Below are 18259 nucleotides of genomic sequence, written 5' to 3'. Positions count from 1 at the left end.
CGGCCTCGACCAGCCGGTCGGGCCGCGGGCTCACCACGCCCGCCTCGGGTGGGACCGCCTGCGGCGCGGCCGTCGACGCCACGGCCAGGACCGGCATCCCGAGGGTCATCGCCTCGATCAGGGACAGGCCGAGGCTGGTCCACCGGTAGGGGTGCAGGTAGGCGCGCGCACCGGCGAGCTCCGCGTGCAGCTGGTGCTGCGGGACGTCGGCGTGCAGGTGCGGGGCCAGGTCCGGCGCGTGCTCGGCGAGCCCGCCGACGCCCATGCCGTACACCTCCACCGGCACGCGCGCGGCCGCCGCGAGCAGCACGTCCGTGCCCGCCACGCGCCAGCGGCGCACCGGCTCGTTGACGACCGCCGCGATCCGCTCCCGCTCCCCGGTGTACCGGTACCCCGGGTCGGGGATGCCGTGGTCGACCACCGTCGTCGGCGCCCGGCCGCTGTCCCACATGAGGGCGTTGAAGTCGGAGACGTGCGCGACGAGGATGTCGGACCGGTCGGCCAGCAGGTGCGGCGTGGCCGCGGCCGGGCCGGCCGGGGTGTTGTGCTCGACGTAGACGGCCGGCACGTCGACGCCGGGTCGCAGGCCGGTCCACCGCTCGACGAGCTCCAGGTCCCGGGGCCGCTGGAGCACCACGACGTCGACCGCCTCGTCGCGCAGGCCGTCCAGGGGGACCTCGCGCGCGGACGCCGGCCAGTCCCACGTCCGGGCCCGACCCAGACCGTCGGGCGACCGCTCTGCGTCCACGGGCACGAGGTAGTCGTCGGGGCCCTGGACGAAGGAGGTCATCCACGAGCCGTGCACGTGCCAGACCAGGACCCTCATGCGACGACCTCCTGTCGTGCGGCGCGGGCCAGCGCGTCCACCGCCGCCACGACCTGCTCGGTGGTCACGGACGTGAGGCAGGGGTGGCCGGCGACGGGGCAGGTCCGGGCGCGGGTGCCGGCGCAGGCGGCGCCCTGGTCACCGAGCACGATGCTCGGTACGCCGTACGGCGCCCAGCGGTCGGCGGGCACGACGGGGGAGAACAGCGAGACGACCGGCGTCCCGACCGCCGCCGCGAGGTGCGCGGGGCCCGTGTTCCCGACCACGACCGCGTCGGCAGCGGCCAGCACGCCCGCCAGCTCGGGCAGGGTGGTGCGGCCGCCGAGGTCCACACCTGCCTCACCGGCGACGTCGGCCGTCAGGCTGCGGTCGGCCGGCCCGCCGGTGACGAGCACCGTCCTCCCGCTCTCGGCGAGGCTCTCGACGAGCGCCCGGGCCTGGGCCGGTGCCGGGGCGCGCGCCGGCACGGAGGCCGACGGGTGCACCACGACGTAGCCCGAGGAGGGGGCGAGGTGGGCGACGTCGGGCAGCGGGTGGCGCACCGCGAGACGCCCGTCGTCGCCCGGGGGCAGCGAGCCGCCCGCGGCCGCGGCGAGGTCGAGCGCCGCCTCCACCTCGTGCAGCCCGTCGGGCCGCCGGTGCCGGACGTCGAGCAGCGTGCCGGGGTAGTCCTCGCTGGTGGCGGCCACGTACGGGACCCCGGCGAGCCGCAGGACGAGCGCCATGGGCAGCGGGCTCTGGTGGAACGACGTGAAGACGACCGCCCGCGCGTACCGTCCGGCGGCGATCCGGTGCACGAGGTCCTGGACCGCGGCCGCGTCGACCGGCGCGGGGGACAGGCCGCTCCACGGCGGGTCGAAGAGCAGCGTCGACCGCACGGCGGGCAGCAGGTCCGCCGCGTGCCGCCCGGCCGGTGACACGAGCAGGTCCACGGGTCCCAGCCGCCCGAGCGCCCGGATCGCGGGACCGGTGAGCAGCACGTCGCCGTCCGAGTCGAGCCGGACCGCCAGCACGGCGCTCATCGGGCAGGCCCCGAGCCGGGGACGAGCATCGAGACGGCCTCCTTGAGGTTCGCGGCGACGTGCTCGGCGGAACGCACCTCGTCCGCACGCGTCGCGGTGGTCGGCACGAGGACGGCCCCGGCGCCCGCGGACCGCGCGGCCTCGACGTCCGCACCGATGTCGCCGACGACGGCGCACTCCCACGGCGCGAGCCCGAGCTCGTGCGCGGCGCGCAGGACCATCCCGCCCGCCGGCTTGCGGCACGGGCACGTCGACTCCGGGCCGTGCGGGCACACCTGCACGGTGTCGAACGGACCGAGCAGCTCGGCGACCCGTCCGTTCACGGCGTCGACCTGCGCCCTGCTGAGCAGCCCGCGGGCCACCCCGGACTGGTTGGTCACGAGACCGACGGCGATCCCGGCGGCACGCAGCTGCGCGATCGCCTCGTCGGCACCGGGCACGAGGTCGACCCGCCCCGGGTCACCGTTGTACGGCACGTCGTGGACGAGGGTGCCGTCGCGGTCGAACAGCACCGCGCGGGCGGCGGGCCGCCACGGCGTCGCGCGCGGGTGGGCCAGCGTCCCGCGGAGGCGGTGCCGCACGGCCGCGAACGGGATCACCGCGCTGGTCCACGCCATCCGGCGCCACTCCTGCGCCGCGCCGGGCTCGCCGGGCCGCGGACCGGGGCTGAGCCGGACCCGCGCGAAGTCGCCGGTGAGCAGCACCCACGCACCGGCCGCGGCAGCGGCCGTCCGCCGCCGGCCCGACGCGGCGGCGACGACCGCGCCGGCGGCCGCTGCGACGGTCAGGACGTGCCAGGGGAAGCGGCCGCGACCGGTCCCCGCCAGCTCGCGCCAGTGGCGGCCGTGCAGGGCACGCATCAGCGCGTCGTCGGCCGCACCCGCCTGGACGCGGACGCTGACCCGGTCGTCGGCAGGGCGCACCGGGTGGTGCGTGGTCCGGGAGCCGCGCTCCAGCCGCCAGCCCGCCTGCCGGAGCCGCAGGGCCAGGTCGGCGTCCTCGCGGTAGGCGCGGGGGAAGCGCTCGTCGAAGCCCTGCACCTGCTCGAGCGCCACGCGACGGAACGCCATGTCCGCGGTGGCCCACCGGGCGTGCTCGAGCCCCGCGGTGCTGCGCTCCCAGTCGGTCGGGCGCCGGTCGGCGGGCAGCGGCACGTGGAGCCGGGCCTGCGTGCCGGCGACGTCCGGCCCGGCGGCGCGCAAGTCTGCGGCGAACGCGCGGCCCCAGCCGGGCGGCAGCACCACGTCGTCGTCGAGGAACGCGACCCACTCCTGCGCGGTCGAACGCCAGCCCGCGTTCCGCGCGGCCGCCGGGCCGCGGCCACCCGTGCGCACCACGCGGCTCGGCCAGGGCAGGTCGGGCAGGACCAGCGGGAGCGTGGACGTCAGGGGCCGGTCGTCGCAGACGACGACCGACGACGGTCCAGGCTCGGCGTCCGTCCAGTCCTGGTCCACCAGGCTGGCCAGCAGGACGTCGAGGGACGGCCGGCCCACGGTGGGCACGACCACCGACCACGTGCGGGCGTCGGCCATCAGGTCGCCGCCCGGAACAGCTCCGCCCGCCGCACCAGGTGCGGGCCGAGCACGAGCAGGTCGACCGGCGCCGAGCCGAAGAGCTCGAGGGCGTCCCGCGGGTCGTCGACCATCGGCCGCCCGGCGGTGTTCAGGCTCGTGTTGATGACGACCGGCAGGCCCGTGCGGTCGCGGAACGCCTCGATCGTGGCGCCGAGCCGCGGCTGCGTCCGCGGGTCGACCGTCTGGATGCGGGCGGTCCCGTCGACGTGCACAGCCGCGGGGATGCGGTCGCGCCAGCCCGGGTCCACCTGGTGGACGAAGAGCATGTAGGGGCTCGGCACCGGACCGCCGGAGAAGAGCTCGTCGGCCTGGTCCAGCAGCACCATCGGCGCGACCGGGCGGAACTGCTCGCGGCCCTTGACGTCGTTGAGCCGCTCGAGGTTCTCGGCGTGGCCGGGGTGCGCGAGCAGCGAGCGGTGCCCCAGGGCGCGCGGGCCGAACTCGCTGCGCCCGTCGAACCAGGCGACGACGCCGTCGGCGGCCAGCACGTCGGCCACCTCGCTGCCGAGGTCGGCCGGGGTGCTGAACGGCACGGCCGCCGAACGGAGCCAGTCGGCGAGCGCGTCGTCGGTCCACTGCCGGCCGAGCGCCGCGCCGGGCATGGGCTGAGGCGTGTCCCCGAGCTCCGCCGCGAGCTGCATGGCGGCACCCAGCGACGTCCCGGCGTCGCCGGCGGCGGGCTGCACCCAGACCTCGTCGAACCCGCTCTCGCGCCAGATCCTCGAGTTGGCCACGCAGTTGAGCGCGATCCCGCCCGCCATGGTCAGCACCCGGTCGCCGGTGCGGTCGTGCAGCCAGCGGGCCAGCTCGACGAGCACCTCCTCGAGCCGCGCCTGCACCGAGCACGCGAGGTCGGCGTGCTCGCCGCCCCAGGTGCCGTCGTCGACCCGCGCCGGTGCCCAGCGGGACCAGTCGGGTGCCTCGGCCACGAAGCCGCCGTCACCGGTGGTGTAGAGGACCGAGCGCAGGTCGTCGAGGAACGCGGGCGTCCCGTAAGACGCGAGCGCCATGACCTTGTACTCGTCGCTGGACCGCAGGAAGCCGAGGTGCTCCGTGAGGGACTCGTACACCAGCCCCAACGAGCTCGGCAGCTCCTGGGTGGCGAGGACGTCGAGGTGCCCGCCGGTGTAGCGGCCGGCCAGGTGCGAGGCGCGCTCACCGCGCCCGTCGAGGACGAGGACGCTGCTCTCCTCGAAGGGCGAGGCGAGCGCCGCGGACGCCGCGTGGGCCACGTGGTGGGGCACGTACCGCACGATCGACGGGTCGATGCCGGGCAGCGCGCTGGCGAGGAACCCGGGCACGCGCTCGGCGTAGGTGGTCCGCAGGTGGTCCCACGGGTCGTCGAGCCCGAGGTCCTCCGCGTTCTTCGCCAGCGCCGGGTCCCAGCCGTACGCCACGGCGTCGAGGTCCTGCGGGCGCAGGCCGGCCTCGGCCAGGCACCAGCGCATCGACAGCTCGGGCAGCTCCCAGGCCGAGAACGGGACGGGTCGCTTGCCGTGCTTGCGGCGGCTGAACCGCTCCTCCTCGGCGGCGGCGACGACGTGCCCGTCGACGACCAGCGCGGCGGACGGGTCGTGGTAGATCGCGTTGATGCCCAGGACGCGCATGAGTGGCAGGCCTCTCATCGGTGGTCCAGAGTCGTGCGAAGTTCTGCACACGATGAGTGGTGCTGTTTTCTCGGCGGCTTCTGCCCGCCACTGTGAAGCACTTCTCCGAGAGCCGCACCTTGAACCGCTTCTCCCCGAGATCGGAGCCGTCCCATGACCCTCACCCCGTCGCGTCCCGTGGCCGACTCCCGCGAGCGCACGTCCGCGGACCGGCTCGCGGACCACTACGTCGCAGGTCAGGTGGTCCCGGCCGAGGGTGACCGGACCCTCCGGCGACGCGATCCGCTCACCGGGAGCGACGCGCTGGTCCTCGTCCCGGCGACGCCGGCCGAGGTCGAGCAGGCGGTCGCCGCGGCCGTCGCCGCGCGCGCGTCGTGGCGCCGCACGCCGGCCGCGACGAGGGCGGCCGCCCTGCGCGATGCGGCCGCTGCCGTGCGCGCGCAGGCCGAGGAGCTGGGCGCCGAGCTGTGCCGCAGCACCGGGCGGCTGCTGTCGCAGTCCGTCGGGTCGGCGAACGTCGCCGCGGACCTGCTCGAGGAGGCGGCGACCGCGGGTCTGGGGGAGGCCGGCCGGGTGCTGAGCGGGGGACTGTCCGCCCTCGACGTCGTCCGACGCGAGCCGCACGGGGTGGTCGCCGTCATCACGCCGTGGAACGACCCGTACCCCGCCGCGGCCGGGCTGCTCGCGGCCGCCCTGGTCACGGGCAACACCGTCGTGCACAAGCCGTCCGAGCGCAGCGCCGTGCCCGGCTGGCACCTCGCGCGCCTCGTCGCGCAGCACCTGCCGGCCGGGGTCCTCAACGTGGTCAACGGTGACGGCCAGACGGGGGAGTCGCTCGTCGCCGACCCGCGCGTGGCCCTCGTCGCCCAGGTCGGCAGCACCGCGACCGGCCGGCGGATCGCGGCCGTCGCCGGCGCGCGAGGTGCGCGGGTGCTCCGGGAGAACGGGGGCAAGGACCCCCTGCTGGTGGACGCCGGGGTCGACCCGGTGTGGGCCGCCCGGCAGATCGCCACCGGGGCGTTCACCAACACCGGCCAGCTGTGCACGTCCGTCGAGCGCGTCTACCTGCACGAGGGCGTCGCGGACGCCGTGCTCGCCGAGCTCGTGGACGTCTGCGCCGCCCTGCGCGTGGGGGACCCGAGCGAGGACTCCACCGAACTGGGACCCCTCGTCGACGAGGAGCAGCTCGCCGTCGTGGAGCGGCACGTCGACCGTGCCGTCGCCCTGGGCGCCCGGGTGCTGGCCGGCGGTGGACGGCTCGACGGGCCGGGGTCGTTCTACCCGCCCACGGTCCTCGACGGCTGCACGCCGGACATGGAGGTCATGTCCGAGGAGACGTTCGGACCGGTCGCCGCGGTGACGCGGGTCCCGGACTTCTCGACCGGCCTCGAGCTGGCCGGCACGGGCCGGTACGGTCTGGCGGCCACCGTCCTGACGCCCAGCCTCGACCACGCCCTGCGCGCCGCCGACGAGCTCGAGGTGGGCACGGTCAAGGTCAACGCCGTCTTCGGGGGAGCCCCCGGCGGGTCAGCCGAACCGCGCCGGGACAGCGGCGCGGGTGCCGGCTACGGGCCCGACCTGCTCGACGCGATGACCGTGCTCAAGGCCGTGCACCTCGAGGGCGTCCCGCCGACGCGCGACTGAGCGCGCCGGTCAGCCGGCGTCGGAGCGCTCGTCGTCCTGCGAGGCGTCGGCGCCGGTCTTGGCGGGGTCGAGCTCGTTCTCGTCGGGGCCGGTGCCCTGCGCGCCGGGCGGGTCCGGCTGCTTCTTGTCGTCCATCGGTGCCTCCTCGGTGCGGTGGCTCAGGTTGCCGGGTACTGCTCGCGCGCCAGGAGGCGGGCGAGGTGGACGGTGTTCGCGGCCAGGGTGGCCGTCGTCGTGGCGACCGTCTCCGGCGTCTCGTCGAGGTCCTGGTAGTCGGTGCCCTCCATCGCCGCGCCGACCCAGTAGGTGACGGCGCCGGCCGCGAGGCTGAAGCCCACGTCGTTGAGCGCCTGGAACAGCTCGGCGCTGACGTGGTGGGCACCGTCCTCGTTGCCGACGACCGCGACCGCGGCGACCTTGCCGTACGTGAGCAGCCTGCCCTGGTCGTCCTTCTCGCTGAGCTCCGCGTCGAGCCGTTCCAGCGCCCGCTTGGTCACGCTGGAGGGCTGGCCCAGCCAGATCGGGGTGGCGACGACGAGGATGTCGGCGGCGAGGATCTGCTCGCGGATCCCGGGCCAGGCGTCGCCCTCGCCCATGTCCACCTGCACGCCCGGGCGCACGTCGTGGTCGACGAGGCGGACGACGGTGCCGGTCACGCCGTGGCCCGCGAGGGCGGCCAGCACCTGCCGCGCGAGCTTCTCGCTGCTGGACGGGGCGGGCGACGGCGTCAGGGTGCCGACGAGGACGACGGCGGTCAGGTCGGTGGTGGTCTCTGCGCTGATCGTCATCGATGCATCGTGCGACGACGCCGGGAGTCCCGCGACCGGAGGCTTCCCGACAGGCGGGTCCCGGCGGCCCGGCCTACGGTCGCAGGACGAGACCACGGAGGTGCCGCATGACCAGCACGACCCCTGACCCCGGCCCGGTGCCGGACGACCCGGACGCCACCGACATCCCCAGCAGCCGGGAGCCGGCGCCCGACGCGGTCGTCCCCGGCGAGGACGACCGCGACCCCGGCGACGGCGCCGTCGGGTCGATCGAGCCGCCGGACTGAGGCGTCAGTGCGCGCCCGTGGCGCGGGCGGCCTGCACGGCTGAGGCGACCCCCGCGGTCCACGGCTCGCCGTGCCCGGGCAGGACGGTCGTGGCGCCGGTCGCGGCGAGGGCGTCGAGCGAAGCCAGCGCCTGGGTGCTGTCGGCTGTCGCGGCGCCCGCCACGATCTGAGGCCCGGTATCGCCGGTGTACGGGTCGAGCGTGACCAGCGCGTCGCCGCTCAGCACGGCGTCCCGGCCGAGCAGGTGCAGCGCGCAGTGCCCCGCGGTGTGCCCCGGGGTCGGCACGACGACGGGGGAGCCGGGCGCGTCCGGCAGGTCTCCTGCGCGCAGCGCGTGCATGCCCCGGACCCCCGGCACGCGCAACGCTCCCGCCCGCGTCATCGAGGCGAGGATCCGCACCGCGCGGGGGTGCCGGATCGGGTAGAGGGCGCGTGGGTTCTCGTGCGCGTAGCGGTAGGGGTGCTCCGCGATGAAGAAGTCCTCCTCGTGCGCCCACACGGGGACACGCAGCCGGTCCTGGGCGCGCGCCGCGAACCCGGTGTGGTCGAAGTGCGCGTGCGTGAGCACGAGCCCGGTCACGTCGTCCGGCCCCAGGGCGTGTTCGCGCAGCGCGTCGGCGAGCATCGGCCACATCGCCGGCAGGCCCGCGTCGACGAGCAGCACCCGGCCGTCGTCCTCGACGAGGTAGCAGCTCACGTAGGCGTGGGCGAGCCGGTAGACGCGGTCGGCGACCTCGGAGGTGATCATCGGTGGGCTCCCGTGCGGCTGGTTCGTCGCCGCACCCCTCCGGACGGGTCACCGACGATCATCACCCGCGGCCGGTCGGGCCTCAACCGCTGCGCCGTCGTCCTGCGGCTCCGTGGACTCTGGTGCCGGGCCGATCGCCAGCGCCGCGTGCACGAGCGCGAGGTGCGTGAGTGCCTGGGGCAGGTTGCCCAGGAACTCGTGGTCCTGGGCGTCGATCATCTCCGACCAGATCCCGACGTCGCCGGCCAGCTCGAGCAGCTGGTCCATCCACGCCTGCGCCTCGTCGCGGCGCCCGAGCGCGGCGAGCGCGCGCACGCCCCAGAACGCGCACGCGACGAACGGCGCCTCCTCGTCCTGCATGCCGGAGTACCGGTAGAGGAGGGGGCCGTCGCCGAGCTCCTCGCGGATCGCCGCGACCGTCGAGAGCACCCGGTCCGGGGTGTCGAACCCGCTGTCCGCGTGCAGCAGGACGGAGGTGTCGAGCGCGTCCGCACCGGGGTACATCACGTAGGCCTGCTTGTCCGGTGACCAGCAGTGCTCGCGTACCCACGCCGCGATGCGCTCGGCCTCGACAGCCCACCGCTGCGTCGTGCCAGGGATCTGCCCCAGCTCCGCGAGGTGCGTCGCGCACAGCAGCGCGTGGCGGCACCCCAGGGCCGAGGAGGTGTGGTGCTGCTGCTCCGTCAGCTCCCACATGCCCGCGTCCCGGCGGTGCCACGCGTCGCACGCCGCGTCCGCGAGGGACGCGAGCAGGCGGCCCGTCTCGGCGTCGAGCAGGTTCCCCGCGTCGACGTACGTCCGCACCACGCCCAGGACGTCGCCGTACACGCCGAGCTGCAGCTGGCCGGCTGCCCGGTTGCCGTCGACGACCGGCCCGATCCCGCGCCACCCGGGGGCGTCCAGGGTCTCGACGTCCCCGGGCAGGCTGCCGTCGAGCCCGTAGAAGACGCAGAGCGGGGCGCGCTTCAGAGTGGCGAGCACCCAGCTGATCGCCGCGTGCGGCTCCTCGCGCAGGCCGAACCGCAGGAGCGCGTCGACGGAGTACGCGGCGTCGCGCACCCACGCGTAGCGGTAGTCCCAGTTCTTCCCTCCGGCTCGGCTCTCCGGCAGCGACGTCGTCCCCGCGGCCGCGATCGCACCCGTCGGCGCGTGCAGGAGGAGCTTGAGCGCCAGGGCGCTGCGCTGCACCGCCTTGCCGTACGGGCCGTCGTAGTGGAACTCCTGCGTCCAGGCCAGCCAGTTCGCGATCGTCCGGTCCACCCGGTCGTCGACGTCGGCCGGGTCGGGCACCTGCACCGGCTCACCGCCCGTGCCGGCCAGGCCCACCAGGTGGCGGGACGCGGGACCGGTGGTGAAGACGCCCGCCACCTCGCGCTCGTCGGCGTGCACCGACATGTCACCGAGGAGCCGCAGCGCCAGCGATGCGCCGCCGACCGTGAGCACGTGCCCCCGGTCCGTGCTCGCCACCCACGGCGACGCCGTGCCCAGCGCCGTCCCCGGGACGACCCGCCACGCCATCCGCACGGTCCCGGCCAGCCCGTCGACGCGTCGCGCCAGCTCGCTCCACGGCAGCCGCCCGGCGACCCCGGTGTTCAGCGCGTCGGTGACGCGGACCGTGCCCGTCGCCGTCACGAAGGTCGTGGCGAGCACGTTGGTCCCGACGACGTACTCGCGGCGGACCCGGAAGCGGTCCGTCGGAGCCAGCTCCACGCAGCCGCCCGACGGCGCGTCCAGCAGCGCGCAGAACGCCGGGGTCGCATCGAGGTCCGGGACGGGGAACCAGTCGATCCGGCCGTCGTCCGCCACGAGCGCGAGGGTCCGGCCGTCGCCGATCGCCGCGTACGCGCGCAGGGGCGCGTACCCGCCGGTCCGGGTGCACGGATCACGCAGGCGGTCCGACGACCGGTGGCCGGAGCCGTCGGTGCGGTGCTCGCGGCCGCCGTCCATGCCGAAGGTCGCGGGTGCGCTGCCGGTCATCTGGCGTGTCTACCCCGCCCCCCGCCGGTCGGCATCCCGGACGGGACGGCGCAGCGCGGGACGGACCGGCGGGTCAGGGCCGGTCGCCGAGACCCTGCAGGACGGCAGCAGCGACCTCCGGGAGGCTGACGTTGCGGGTGCCGGCGGCGCTGCGCAGGATCGTCAGCGCCTCCTCCGCGGAGCACCCCTGCGTCGCCATGATCGCGCCGATCGCCTGGTCGATCGCGGCCTGCGCTGCCAGCGCGCGCTGGAACATCTCCAGCTTGGTCTCGAGGTCCGCGACGTCCAGGACCAGGCTCATCACGAGCCCGACCTGCTGCGCGTACATGTCCGCCCGCACGATCGTGTCGCGGTCCCACGGGTCGACGAGCTCGGAGTAGACGTTGAAGGCGATCTCCGCGCCGGCCCCGGCGTACGCCGGGAACGCGGCGGCGGACCGGAAGCCGGCGTCGAGCGAGGCGCGCACCCACGCCGGCCAGCTCTCCTCCGCCTCGAGGTCGGGGACCAGGACGACCCGCAGCTGGTCCATCGCCTCGATGCACCCGCCCTCGAGGTCACGGTTCTCCACGTCGTCGCAGTGGCCGGCGCGCTCGCTGCTGCTGGCGGAGCGCCGGTTCTGGCCGTCCCGACGCAACGAGATGCTGCACTCGCTGCGCATGCCGAGGTGGCTCGCGGCGCGCAGCGCGAAGTCGCCGAGGCACCACTCCGCCAGGGCGTTCTCCGCCTGCACGCGGCCGCCGAGGCCGTCGTCACTGATCATCGTGGTCCCCACATCGCCGGCCCGGGTCGGCACTGCCCGTCCTGCGCGCTCGGCGACCCGGCACACCGGCGCACCTCCCACCATGGCACGGGTGGACGCAGAAGGAGCCGCCGCGGGACGACGGAAGTGCGTCAGCGCTCGTGCGCCTCGCCGACGACGCGGCGCGCGGTGGCGCCCAGCGTCGACCCCGTGTCGAGCACCCGCTGCAGCAGCCGGTCGTACGCCGTCGCCATGTCGACGCCCTCCCGCTCGGCGATCACGCCCTTGGCCTGCTCGATCGCGACCCGACCCTCGAGCGCGCTCCTGATGCGTCCGGCGAGCTCGTCCTCGCGCAGGAGCTGCGGCTGGGCCAGGGTGAGCGTGGCGACGTCGGCGAGGTTCTGACCCAGCAGCAGCGACGACTCGGCGAGCAGGACAGCCTGCTCGGAGAAGACGTTCAGCCCGCCGAGGGTGTGCCCGTGCCAGCTCATCGGGAACGCGTGCACCGAGGCGAAGCCGGCATCCACGATCGCGCGGCCCACGTCGGGCCACCGGGCGATGATCTCGGCGGCGCCCACGGCCACGACCGTCTCACCGGTGCGCACGGCGTCCACGCACGGTCCGGTGTCCTGCTGCGCCTGGTAGACCTCCAGCTCGCTCGCCCGGTGCGAGGTGGCGCTCAACGGCTCGAGGCCGTGCCCGCCGTTGTCGACCAGCAACGCGGCCGCGTCCGCGGGCAGCAGGCTCGCGCACTCGTGCACGATCTCGGCGAGGACGTCGCCCGTCTCGTGCTCACGCACCAGGGCGGCGAGCAGGTGGCCGAGTGCTTCTACCGGCTGGTGGTCGGTCACGTCGCACCCCCGAGGGTGTCGGTCTCCGTGCCGTCCGTCGACGCCAGGCCCGTCGAGGTGTGCGCGAAGGTGAGGCGACGGCCGGTCACGTCGGCAGCGATGGCGTCGACCGTCGTCGTCGAGGCGAAGGCGTGCGCGCGCAGGAGGGCGAGCGCGTCCTGCGTGGTGACGCCGAGCTGGGCGACGACCATGCCCGTGGCCTGGTGCACCCGCGCACGGTCCGACCACGACGCGAACGGCAGCGAGCCGTCCGGGCCGGTGTCGTCCAGCAGCGCGGCCCCGATCGCGTCGGCGAGGAGCTGGGCGTCCTCGAGGCTGTGCGCCAGCTCCCCGGTCCGCCGGTAGACCGTGATGACTCCGAAGGTCGGACCGCCGGGGTGCAGCGGGAAGGCCCAGACGGTGAGCGGACCGGTCAGGTCGTCGGCCAGGTGCGCGAACAGGGGGAACGCGTCGTCGAGCAGCCCGTCGACCTGAGTCACCACGACGCGACCTTCTTCGTAGGCCTGCTGCCCAGGCCCCTCGCCCAGGACGTCCTGCAGGTCCTCGAGCTGCGCCGAGACGCCGTTCGACGTCGCGAGCGTCAGGCGCTCCGTCGTCGTGGACGCGAGGGTGACCGCTCCACCGTCCGCACCGAGGACCTCCACGCACGCACGGCACAGCCGCACCGGGAGCGGCTCGTCCGGGGGAGCAGCGGCGACGACGCGGGCGAGGTGGGCGAGCACGGTGACCGGATCGCCCACGGGAACCTCCACCTGCTCCTGCACGTCGAGCCCGACCACGTGCAGGATCAGGGCGTCGTCCGGACCCCCGGCGGCCGCCTGGTGCCCGGCTCCTCTCATCGAGGCTAGCCCTCTGTCAGTGGTCCGGCACGTGGTCGACCGGTGCGCCGGTGCTTCGCCTCGCACATGGGGCCGTGTCGGCTTAGTGTCGAATCAGCGCATTCTCATCGGTCGGCCCGGTCACTGGCTTACCTGTCGAAGCCCGGCCCGGTTCAGCCCGGAGCCTTGCACGGGTGTCGACCACATGGCGACGCGTCCAGGAGGATCTTGTGACTACCTCGACACTCGTGATCGGTGCGTTCGGCTTCTCGTCGGCGAGCACCCGGTGGACCTGGTCCGACGCCATGTTCACGCTGCACGGCATGGCACCGGGGGACGTGGTTCCCACGCGGGCGCTGTTCCTGAGCCACGTCCATCCCGACGACCGGGAACGGGTCGGTGACGTGCTCGACGCCTGCACCCGCGACACCGAGCCGCACGCCTGCGACTACCGGCTCGTCGACCTGACCGGCGAGACGCGCGGCGTGATGCTGGCGCTGGCGCCCGCCGCGTCGGACGACGGCTCCTCCGCCGTGTCGGGGTTCGTCGTCGACGAATCCGTACGGCAGCGACGCGAGATCGCCGCCGGGGTCAACGCCGAGCTGCAGGTCGCCCTGGAGTCCCACGCGGCGATCGACCAGGCCAAGGGCATGCTGATGATGGTCTACGGCATCGACGGGGACGCGGCGTTCGAGATCCTGCGCTGGGCGTCCCAGCAGCGCAACGTCCGGCTGCGCGTGCTGGCCGAGAGGCTCGTGCACGCGGTGCGCTCCACCGGCGGCATGGGTCAGCGGACGCGCAACGCGGTCGACGAGCTCGTCGTCGCGTCCATGAGCGATGCCCCGCTGCCGGACCCCCGGCCCCAGCAGCACCGCCTGGAGGTGCGGGTCGACCACCGCGCCCCGATCCCGACGCTGCACGTGCACGGGCACGTCGACATCACCTCGATGGCGGAGCTCGCCGCGACGCTCGGGCGGCTCACGGCCTCGGGGCGCGACGAGCGCCGCGTCGTGGTGGACCTCGGCGGGGTCGAGGACGTCGGTGCGGTCGCCCGTGTCGTCCTGCAGGCAGCGCAGCGTCGTAGCGCGGCCCGGGGCGTCACGATGGAGGTCGTCGGTGCGGACATGCCGAGCGCGCCGAGCGGTGCCGTGCGGCAACCGGTGCACCAGGCCGACCGCCGGGCACTCGTCAGCCGGTCCTGACATGACGACACCCGACCCGGACCCGGCCAGCACGCCGGGTCTGGATGCCGGTGGGGCGCAGCCGGTGGGGGACACGCCACCCGGCGAGGCCAGCACGACGGCCGGCGTCTCGTTTCGGGAGCCACGGCTGCCGCGCCGCTCGGTGAGCTGGGTGGTCTACGGGCTCATCGGGCTCCTCGTCGCGTCCGTCATGCTCATGCTCGTCGGCTACGCGGCCGGCCTGATCGACTGAGCACGGCGGCGCGCGGCGGTCTCGCCCCGACCCGTCCCCGACTGGGCGCGCAGCACGTCGCCCTGGTGCATAGCCTGTCCACAGGACCCCGGCGCCTCCCGGAAGCCGTCGCGTCCGCCCGGGCCCTGGAGACGTCGGGGCCGTCGAGAGTGCAGGAGCGTCGCTCCTGCGTCACCGGCGCCCGGCGTCGGCCGCTCGGAGGCCCCATGTCTCTCACGACTTCCCGTCGCCGCCCCGTCCTCGCCGCCCTCGCGGTCGCGCTGCTGATGATCGTGCCGGCGGTGTGGGTCTCGGCGAGCAGCGCGGCGACCGCCGTGGCCGCGACCCCCGGGACCACGCCGAGCGGGGGCTCCGTCGAGACCGACGTGCCCGAACCGACGCCGCTCACGTCCACCGACTACGACGGGGAGGTCGGCGGGCCGCACCAGGACACGCCGGACGAGCGCGTGGGCGAGGCGGTCTCCACCGGGCGGCTCGTCTTCATCGGGGCGGTGGTCGTGGTCACCGCCGGGATCGTCCTCACGCTGGCGCTGCGTGCCCGTCGCCGCCGGGATCCCGCGGGCGGCCGGTAGCGCTGCGCCCGGACGGTGCCCGTCGGCCGACGAACGCGGTGATCGCCGTCGCCGTCTCCTGCGGGCGGCGGTGCTGCACGACGTGCCGGGCTCCTGCCACCTCGAGCAGCCGGCCGTCGGCGGCCGCCGCCGCCACTCGCGCGGCCCAGCGGGCCCGGGCGACGGGGTCGTCAGCGCCCCGCACCACCAGGACGGGGCAGGGCGCACGCCGGACGGCGTCGAGCGTCGGGTACCGGAGCATCGCCGGGAGCTCGGTGAGGTACCACCGCGGACCGCAGCGCAGGTAGTCCGCGAGCACGAGCACGTTCGCCGACGGCGGCTCGCGCAGCATGTCCCGGAACAGGTCCCACGCCTGGACGACGGGCGAGGAGCGCTCGGGATCGGTCACCGGGCCGAGCAGCACCAGGTGCGAGACGAGCGCCGGGTGCCGGACCGCCAGCTCGACGACGACCTGGGCACCCATCGAGTGCCCGACGAGCACCGCCCCCGCGACACCGAGGGCATCGAGCCGGGACGCCAGCGCGTCGGCGAGCTGGGCGATCGACCGGGGTCCGTCGGGCCGGGGCAGACCGCCGAACCCGGGCAGGTCCACGGCGTGCACGTCCCCGTGCCGCGCCAGCTCGTCGTGGAGGCGTCCGAAGTAGCGGTGCGAGGCACCGATGCCGTGCACGAGGACGAACACGGGCGCCACGCCGACGCGGGAGGCGTCGGAGGAGGTGTGGACCCGGACGGGGTCGCTCACCCGGCGTCGCCGTCTCCCGACGGCTGCGCCTCCTCGTCCGGGTCCCACTCGGAGGCCTCAGCCGACGACCACGAGTCGGGGCCGGGGACGGGCGGCAGGTCGGCGCCCTCGGTGTCGTGCTTCTTGTCCATGGCAGTCCTCTCGGGTGGTCAGGGCAGGTCGGTGTCGGCGTCCGTCGACTCGTGCGGGGAGTCGAGCACCAGGGTCATGTGGCCACCGAGGTAGCCGCTGACCCCCGCGACGGCACCGGCCGCGAGACTGGTCGCGACGCCGGCACCGCGGTGGCCCTGGCGGCGCAGCACCCAGGACGCGGAGTACAGGGCGAGCGCCCCGGTGTTCAGGGCGGCGTGCAGGACACCGACGCGGCGGACCCGGTCGCCGCCGCGTCGCCAGTCGGCCAGACCGGTCAGCGCCGTCGGTGCGGCCGAAAGGATGCCGAGGCCGAGCAGGCGGTCGGCAGAGCGACCGTCGTCCGTCCCGACCAGGTCCAGGACCGTGCTGCTGATCCACAGCCCCAGGGGCAGGTCCGTCATCGTGGGGTGCAGCGCGTGGCCCACCGGTTCACCGCGGAGCAGCGAGCGCCAGCCCGGTGCCTCAGCGACGGCGTCCGCGACCGGTCGCAACGAGCGGGCGAACGCCTCGAGCGTGGGAGAGACCTCGGCCGCCTCGGCGAGGCGGCGGGGCAGGGAGGTGGCGGCAGAATTCATGGCACGTCCTGTCGGACGGGGGTCGACGGCGGCTTCTCCACCTGCTCCGAGCATCGCAGGAGCGGCCCGTCGTCGCACGGAGGACGGGCGTGGCCCCCGGGCTCGCGGGCCGTGGCGAGCGGTCGTAGCGTGGAAGTCCTGCGCTCGAGGGCCACCCGCGACGCCCACGAGGTGATCGTGACGAGCCCCGGCCCCGGGGCCGTCCGCAGCCGGCGGTCGAGCGCACGCTGCAGCCAAGACGGGGCTGCTCCTCCCCGGGTGGGTCTCCACACCGTGCCGCACCGCGGCCGAGGCCGGCCGGAGCTCGAGAGGCACAGCCGATGAGTACGAGCCAGAAGAAGATCCTGTCCGCGGCCGCCGTGGGCGCCGCGGCGGTGGCCGCGGCACGCACGGTCGCGGACCGCACGTCGAACGCCGCCGACGAGGACGTCACCAGGTGGCGTGTCGTCACGGTGAACCGACCGCTCGACGACGTCGTCGCCGGCACGCCGGCACCGCTGGCCGACCTCGGCGACGCGGTCGAGGTCCGGGTGCACGCCGCGCCCGGCGACAAGGGCAGCGAGCTGTGGGCCCGCTGGCGCGACGGCGCCGACCTGCCCGACGACCAGGATCCCGCCCAGGTGCTGCGCCGCGCCCTCCGGGGCTCCAAGCAGCTGCTCGAGGTGGGCTGGGTCCTCGAACCAGGACGCCACACGACGACCGAGGACACGGTGCTGAACGCTCCGCTGCGCAAGGCGATCTCGACGGCACGAGGGGCGGGGCTGCTGTGAAGGCGCTGCTGTGGACCGGGATCAACGAGACCTCCGTGGAGGAGGTGCCCGACCCGCAGGTCCAGAACCCCGAGGACATGATCGTGCGGGTCCGGCGGACCGTCACGTGCGGGTCGGACCTGCACCTGCTGGGCGGGTACATCCCGTTCATGCAGAAAGGCGACGTGCTGGGCCACGAGTTCATGGGCGAGGTGGTGGAGGTCGGCCCCGACGTCCGTCGGCACCAGGTGGGGGACCGCGTCGTGGTCTGCTCGTTCATCTCCTGCGGTCGTTGCTGGTACTGCAAGAACGAGCTGTTCTCGCTGTGCGACAACGGCAACACCAACCCCGGCATCACGGAGGCGCTGTGGGGGGCCAACCCAGGGGGCTGCTTCGGGTACTCGCACGCGATGGGCGGCTTCGCCGGCAGCCACGCCGAGTACGTCCGCGTGCCTTACGCCGACGTCGGGGCCTTCCGGGTGCCCGACGGGGTCAGCGACGAGCGCGCGCTGTTCGCGTCGGACTCCGCCTCGACGGGATGGATGGGCGCCGACCTGGGCAACGTCCGGCCCGGTGACGTCGTCGCCGTGTGGGGTGCCGGGGCGGTCGGCCAGATGGCGGCGCGGGCGGCGATGCTGCTCGGTGCCGAGCGCGTCATCCTCATCGACCGGTTCGACTACCGGCTGCGGTCGGCGGAGCAGCACGTCGGCTGCGAGACGCTGAACTACGAGCGCGTCGAGGTCGTCGAGGAGCTGCGGGAGCGGTCGGGCGGCCGGGGACCCGACGTGTGCATCGAGGCCGTCGGCATGGAGGCCCACAGCCCGTCCGCGGTGCACGCGTACGACCAGGTCAAGCAGCAGCTGCGGATGCAGACCGACCGGCCGACGGCCGTGCGCCAGGCGATCTACAACTGCCGCAAGGGGGGCACGGTCTTCGTCCTGGGCGTCTTCGCCGGTCTCGTGGACAAGTTCCCGCTCGGCGCCGTCATGAACAAGGGCCTCACGCTGCGCAGCGCCCAGATGCACGGGCAGCGCTACATCCCGATGCTCCTGGAGCGCATGGAGCGCGGCGAGCTGGTCACCGAGCACCTGGCCACGCACACCATGCCGCTGACGGACGGCCCCCGTGGCTACACGATGTTCAAGGAGAAGCAGGACGAGAACATCCGCTCGGTCTTCCTGCCCGGCGGCTGACC

General features: G+C 75.0%; 21 protein-coding genes. 7 read left to right on the top strand and 14 right to left on the bottom strand.

The genetic code is table 11. The annotated features are described in order from the left end of the window. From CXY01_RS19910 to CXY01_RS19895, 4 genes are all read right to left on the bottom strand, one after another. A partial coding sequence (locus CXY01_RS19910) for a glycosyltransferase (protein WP_146931344.1) occupies nucleotides 1-826 on the bottom strand: 826 nt, incomplete at its 3' end. After that, nucleotides 823-1848 carry a glycosyltransferase family 9 protein gene (locus CXY01_RS19905; protein WP_146931341.1) on the bottom strand — a complete coding sequence of 342 codons (1026 nt, stop codon included), beginning with the start codon at nucleotides 1846-1848 and terminating at the stop codon, nucleotides 823-825. The genes CXY01_RS19905 and CXY01_RS19910, both read right to left, overlap by 4 nt. Further along, entirely contained in the window at nucleotides 1845-3380 is a 1536-nt protein-coding gene (locus tag CXY01_RS19900) for an HAD-IIIA family hydrolase (RefSeq protein ID WP_146931338.1), read from the bottom strand. The genes CXY01_RS19905 and CXY01_RS19900 overlap by 4 nt, the downstream gene beginning before the upstream one ends. Then, a complete protein-coding gene (locus CXY01_RS19895; protein WP_246125510.1) occupies nucleotides 3380-5047 on the bottom strand; it encodes a carbamoyltransferase family protein in 1668 nt (555 codons plus the stop codon). Before CXY01_RS19895 ends, CXY01_RS19900 begins: the two co-directional genes overlap by 1 nt. A 135-nt stretch (nucleotides 5048-5182) precedes the next feature. Between CXY01_RS19895 and CXY01_RS19890 the strand changes: the two genes are divergently transcribed. After that, nucleotides 5183-6673 carry an aldehyde dehydrogenase family protein gene (locus CXY01_RS19890; protein ID WP_146931335.1) on the top strand — a complete coding sequence of 497 codons (1491 nt, stop codon included), beginning with the start codon at nucleotides 5183-5185 and terminating at the stop codon, nucleotides 6671-6673. A 9-nt stretch (nucleotides 6674-6682) separates the two neighbouring features. On the opposite strand, the gene CXY01_RS21345 is transcribed toward CXY01_RS19890, so the two are convergent. Together CXY01_RS21345 and CXY01_RS19885 are read right to left on the bottom strand one after the other, a co-directional pair. After that, nucleotides 6683-6808 (bottom strand): hypothetical protein, encoded by a 126-nt coding sequence (locus CXY01_RS21345; protein WP_281285340.1) that lies wholly within the window; start codon nucleotides 6806-6808, stop codon nucleotides 6683-6685. Between the two features lie 23 nt (nucleotides 6809-6831). Next, nucleotides 6832-7461 carry a flavodoxin family protein gene (locus tag CXY01_RS19885; RefSeq protein ID WP_146931332.1) on the bottom strand — a complete coding sequence of 210 codons (630 nt, stop codon included), beginning with the start codon at nucleotides 7459-7461 and terminating at the stop codon, nucleotides 6832-6834. Nucleotides 7462-7568: 107 nt separating this feature from the next. Here CXY01_RS19885 and CXY01_RS20985 point away from each other — a divergent pair, with 107 nt between their 5' ends. Continuing rightward, nucleotides 7569-7727: a hypothetical protein gene (locus tag CXY01_RS20985; RefSeq protein ID WP_186813483.1), complete on the top strand. Its 159-nt coding sequence runs from the start codon at nucleotides 7569-7571 to the stop codon at nucleotides 7725-7727. A gap of 4 nt (nucleotides 7728-7731) precedes the next feature. Here the strand turns inward: CXY01_RS20985 and CXY01_RS19880 are convergent, their stop codons facing one another. The 5 genes from CXY01_RS19880 to CXY01_RS19860 form a co-directional block, all read right to left on the bottom strand. After that, on the bottom strand, nucleotides 7732-8475 hold the full coding sequence (locus CXY01_RS19880) for an MBL fold metallo-hydrolase (RefSeq protein WP_146931329.1): 744 nt from the start codon (nucleotides 8473-8475) through the stop codon (nucleotides 7732-7734). Between the two features lie 48 nt (nucleotides 8476-8523). Next, complete coding sequence (locus CXY01_RS19875) at nucleotides 8524-10452, bottom strand: glycoside hydrolase family 15 protein (RefSeq protein WP_246125509.1); 1929 nt, start codon at nucleotides 10450-10452, stop codon at nucleotides 8524-8526. Nucleotides 10453-10525: 73 nt separating this feature from the next. Further along, entirely contained in the window at nucleotides 10526-11212 is a 687-nt protein-coding gene (locus CXY01_RS19870) for a GAF and ANTAR domain-containing protein (protein WP_146931326.1), read from the bottom strand. 131 nt (nucleotides 11213-11343) lie between these two features. Then, nucleotides 11344-12042 (bottom strand): ANTAR domain-containing protein, encoded by a 699-nt coding sequence (locus CXY01_RS19865; RefSeq protein WP_146931323.1) that lies wholly within the window; start codon nucleotides 12040-12042, stop codon nucleotides 11344-11346. Beyond that, nucleotides 12039-12881: a GAF and ANTAR domain-containing protein gene (locus tag CXY01_RS19860; RefSeq protein ID WP_146931320.1), complete on the bottom strand. Its 843-nt coding sequence runs from the start codon at nucleotides 12879-12881 to the stop codon at nucleotides 12039-12041. The genes CXY01_RS19865 and CXY01_RS19860 overlap by 4 nt, the downstream gene beginning before the upstream one ends. A gap of 209 nt (nucleotides 12882-13090) precedes the next feature. Between CXY01_RS19860 and CXY01_RS19855 the strand changes: the two genes are divergently transcribed. The 3 genes from CXY01_RS19855 to CXY01_RS19845 all read left to right on the top strand — a co-directional run bounded on the left by CXY01_RS19855 (nucleotide 13091) and on the right by CXY01_RS19845 (nucleotide 14866). After that, a complete protein-coding gene (locus tag CXY01_RS19855; RefSeq protein ID WP_146931318.1) occupies nucleotides 13091-14062 on the top strand; it encodes an ANTAR domain-containing protein in 972 nt (323 codons plus the stop codon). Nucleotide 14063: 1 nt separating this feature from the next. After that, the gene (locus CXY01_RS19850) at nucleotides 14064-14294 is read left to right on the top strand and encodes a DUF6480 family protein (RefSeq protein WP_146931315.1); all 231 of its coding nucleotides are present in this window, start codon (nucleotides 14064-14066) and stop codon (nucleotides 14292-14294) included. 206 nt (nucleotides 14295-14500) lie between these two features. Beyond that, nucleotides 14501-14866: a hypothetical protein gene (locus CXY01_RS19845; RefSeq protein ID WP_146931312.1), complete on the top strand. Its 366-nt coding sequence runs from the start codon at nucleotides 14501-14503 to the stop codon at nucleotides 14864-14866. Here CXY01_RS19845 and CXY01_RS19840 read toward each other — a convergent pair. Genes CXY01_RS19840 through CXY01_RS19835 form a run of 3 tightly spaced genes read right to left on the bottom strand, consistent with a single transcriptional unit; the run spans nucleotide 14814 to nucleotide 16315 of the window. Beyond that, a complete protein-coding gene (locus tag CXY01_RS19840) occupies nucleotides 14814-15608 on the bottom strand; it encodes an alpha/beta fold hydrolase (RefSeq protein WP_186813482.1) in 795 nt (264 codons plus the stop codon). The two genes, CXY01_RS19845 and CXY01_RS19840, sit on opposite strands and share 53 nt — an antisense overlap. Further along, nucleotides 15605-15739 (bottom strand): hypothetical protein, encoded by a 135-nt coding sequence (locus CXY01_RS21340; RefSeq protein WP_281285339.1) that lies wholly within the window; start codon nucleotides 15737-15739, stop codon nucleotides 15605-15607. Before CXY01_RS21340 ends, CXY01_RS19840 begins: the two co-directional genes overlap by 4 nt. Before the next feature lie 18 nt (nucleotides 15740-15757). Then, nucleotides 15758-16315, bottom strand: coding sequence for a DUF2231 domain-containing protein (locus CXY01_RS19835; RefSeq protein ID WP_146931308.1), 558 nt, complete (start codon nucleotides 16313-16315; stop codon nucleotides 15758-15760). Between the two features lie 320 nt (nucleotides 16316-16635). Here CXY01_RS19835 and CXY01_RS19830 point away from each other — a divergent pair, with 320 nt between their 5' ends. Together CXY01_RS19830 and CXY01_RS19825 are read left to right on the top strand one after the other, a co-directional pair. Continuing rightward, nucleotides 16636-17085, top strand: coding sequence for a hypothetical protein (locus CXY01_RS19830; protein WP_186813481.1), 450 nt, complete (start codon nucleotides 16636-16638; stop codon nucleotides 17083-17085). Beyond that, on the top strand, nucleotides 17082-18257 hold the full coding sequence (locus CXY01_RS19825; RefSeq protein WP_146931306.1) for a zinc-dependent alcohol dehydrogenase: 1176 nt from the start codon (nucleotides 17082-17084) through the stop codon (nucleotides 18255-18257). Before CXY01_RS19830 ends, CXY01_RS19825 begins: the two co-directional genes overlap by 4 nt. The last annotated feature ends 2 nt before the right edge of the window (nucleotides 18258-18259 follow it).

The sequence above is a fragment of the Cellulomonas xylanilytica genome (assembly GCF_007989805.1).
Taxonomy (GTDB): Bacteria; Actinomycetota; Actinomycetes; order Actinomycetales; family Cellulomonadaceae; genus Cellulomonas; species Cellulomonas xylanilytica.
This window is presented reverse-complemented; position numbering and strand designations above follow the sequence as displayed.

Excerpts from the sequence above, each read along its gene's own strand:
- CXY01_RS19835 (WP_146931308.1), bottom strand. The coding sequence starts at position 16,315 with ATGAATTCTGCCGCCACCTCCCTGCCCCGCCGCCTCGCCGAGGCGGCC.
- CXY01_RS21340 (WP_281285339.1), bottom strand. The coding sequence starts at position 15,739 with ATGGACAAGAAGCACGACACCGAGGGCGCCGACCTGCCGCCCGTCCCC.
- CXY01_RS19845 (WP_146931312.1), top strand. The coding sequence starts at position 14,501 with ATGTCTCTCACGACTTCCCGTCGCCGCCCCGTCCTCGCCGCCCTCGCG.
- CXY01_RS19830 (WP_186813481.1), top strand. The coding sequence starts at position 16,636 with ATGAGTACGAGCCAGAAGAAGATCCTGTCCGCGGCCGCCGTGGGCGCC.
- CXY01_RS19850 (WP_146931315.1), top strand. The coding sequence starts at position 14,064 with ATGACGACACCCGACCCGGACCCGGCCAGCACGCCGGGTCTGGATGCC.
- CXY01_RS19885 (WP_146931332.1), bottom strand. The coding sequence starts at position 7,461 with ATGACGATCAGCGCAGAGACCACCACCGACCTGACCGCCGTCGTCCTC.
- CXY01_RS19905 (WP_146931341.1), bottom strand. The coding sequence starts at position 1,848 with ATGAGCGCCGTGCTGGCGGTCCGGCTCGACTCGGACGGCGACGTGCTG.
- CXY01_RS19900 (WP_146931338.1), bottom strand. The coding sequence starts at position 3,380 with ATGGCCGACGCCCGCACGTGGTCGGTGGTCGTGCCCACCGTGGGCCGG.
- CXY01_RS19890 (WP_146931335.1), top strand. The coding sequence starts at position 5,183 with ATGACCCTCACCCCGTCGCGTCCCGTGGCCGACTCCCGCGAGCGCACG.
- CXY01_RS19880 (WP_146931329.1), bottom strand. The coding sequence starts at position 8,475 with ATGATCACCTCCGAGGTCGCCGACCGCGTCTACCGGCTCGCCCACGCC.
- CXY01_RS19895 (WP_246125510.1), bottom strand. The coding sequence starts at position 5,047 with ATGAGAGGCCTGCCACTCATGCGCGTCCTGGGCATCAACGCGATCTAC.
- CXY01_RS19870 (WP_146931326.1), bottom strand. The coding sequence starts at position 11,212 with ATGATCAGTGACGACGGCCTCGGCGGCCGCGTGCAGGCGGAGAACGCC.
- CXY01_RS19875 (WP_246125509.1), bottom strand. The coding sequence starts at position 10,452 with ATGACCGGCAGCGCACCCGCGACCTTCGGCATGGACGGCGGCCGCGAG.
- CXY01_RS21345 (WP_281285340.1), bottom strand. The coding sequence starts at position 6,808 with ATGGACGACAAGAAGCAGCCGGACCCGCCCGGCGCGCAGGGCACCGGC.
- CXY01_RS20985 (WP_186813483.1), top strand. The coding sequence starts at position 7,569 with ATGACCAGCACGACCCCTGACCCCGGCCCGGTGCCGGACGACCCGGAC.
- CXY01_RS19860 (WP_146931320.1), bottom strand. The coding sequence starts at position 12,881 with ATGAGAGGAGCCGGGCACCAGGCGGCCGCCGGGGGTCCGGACGACGCC.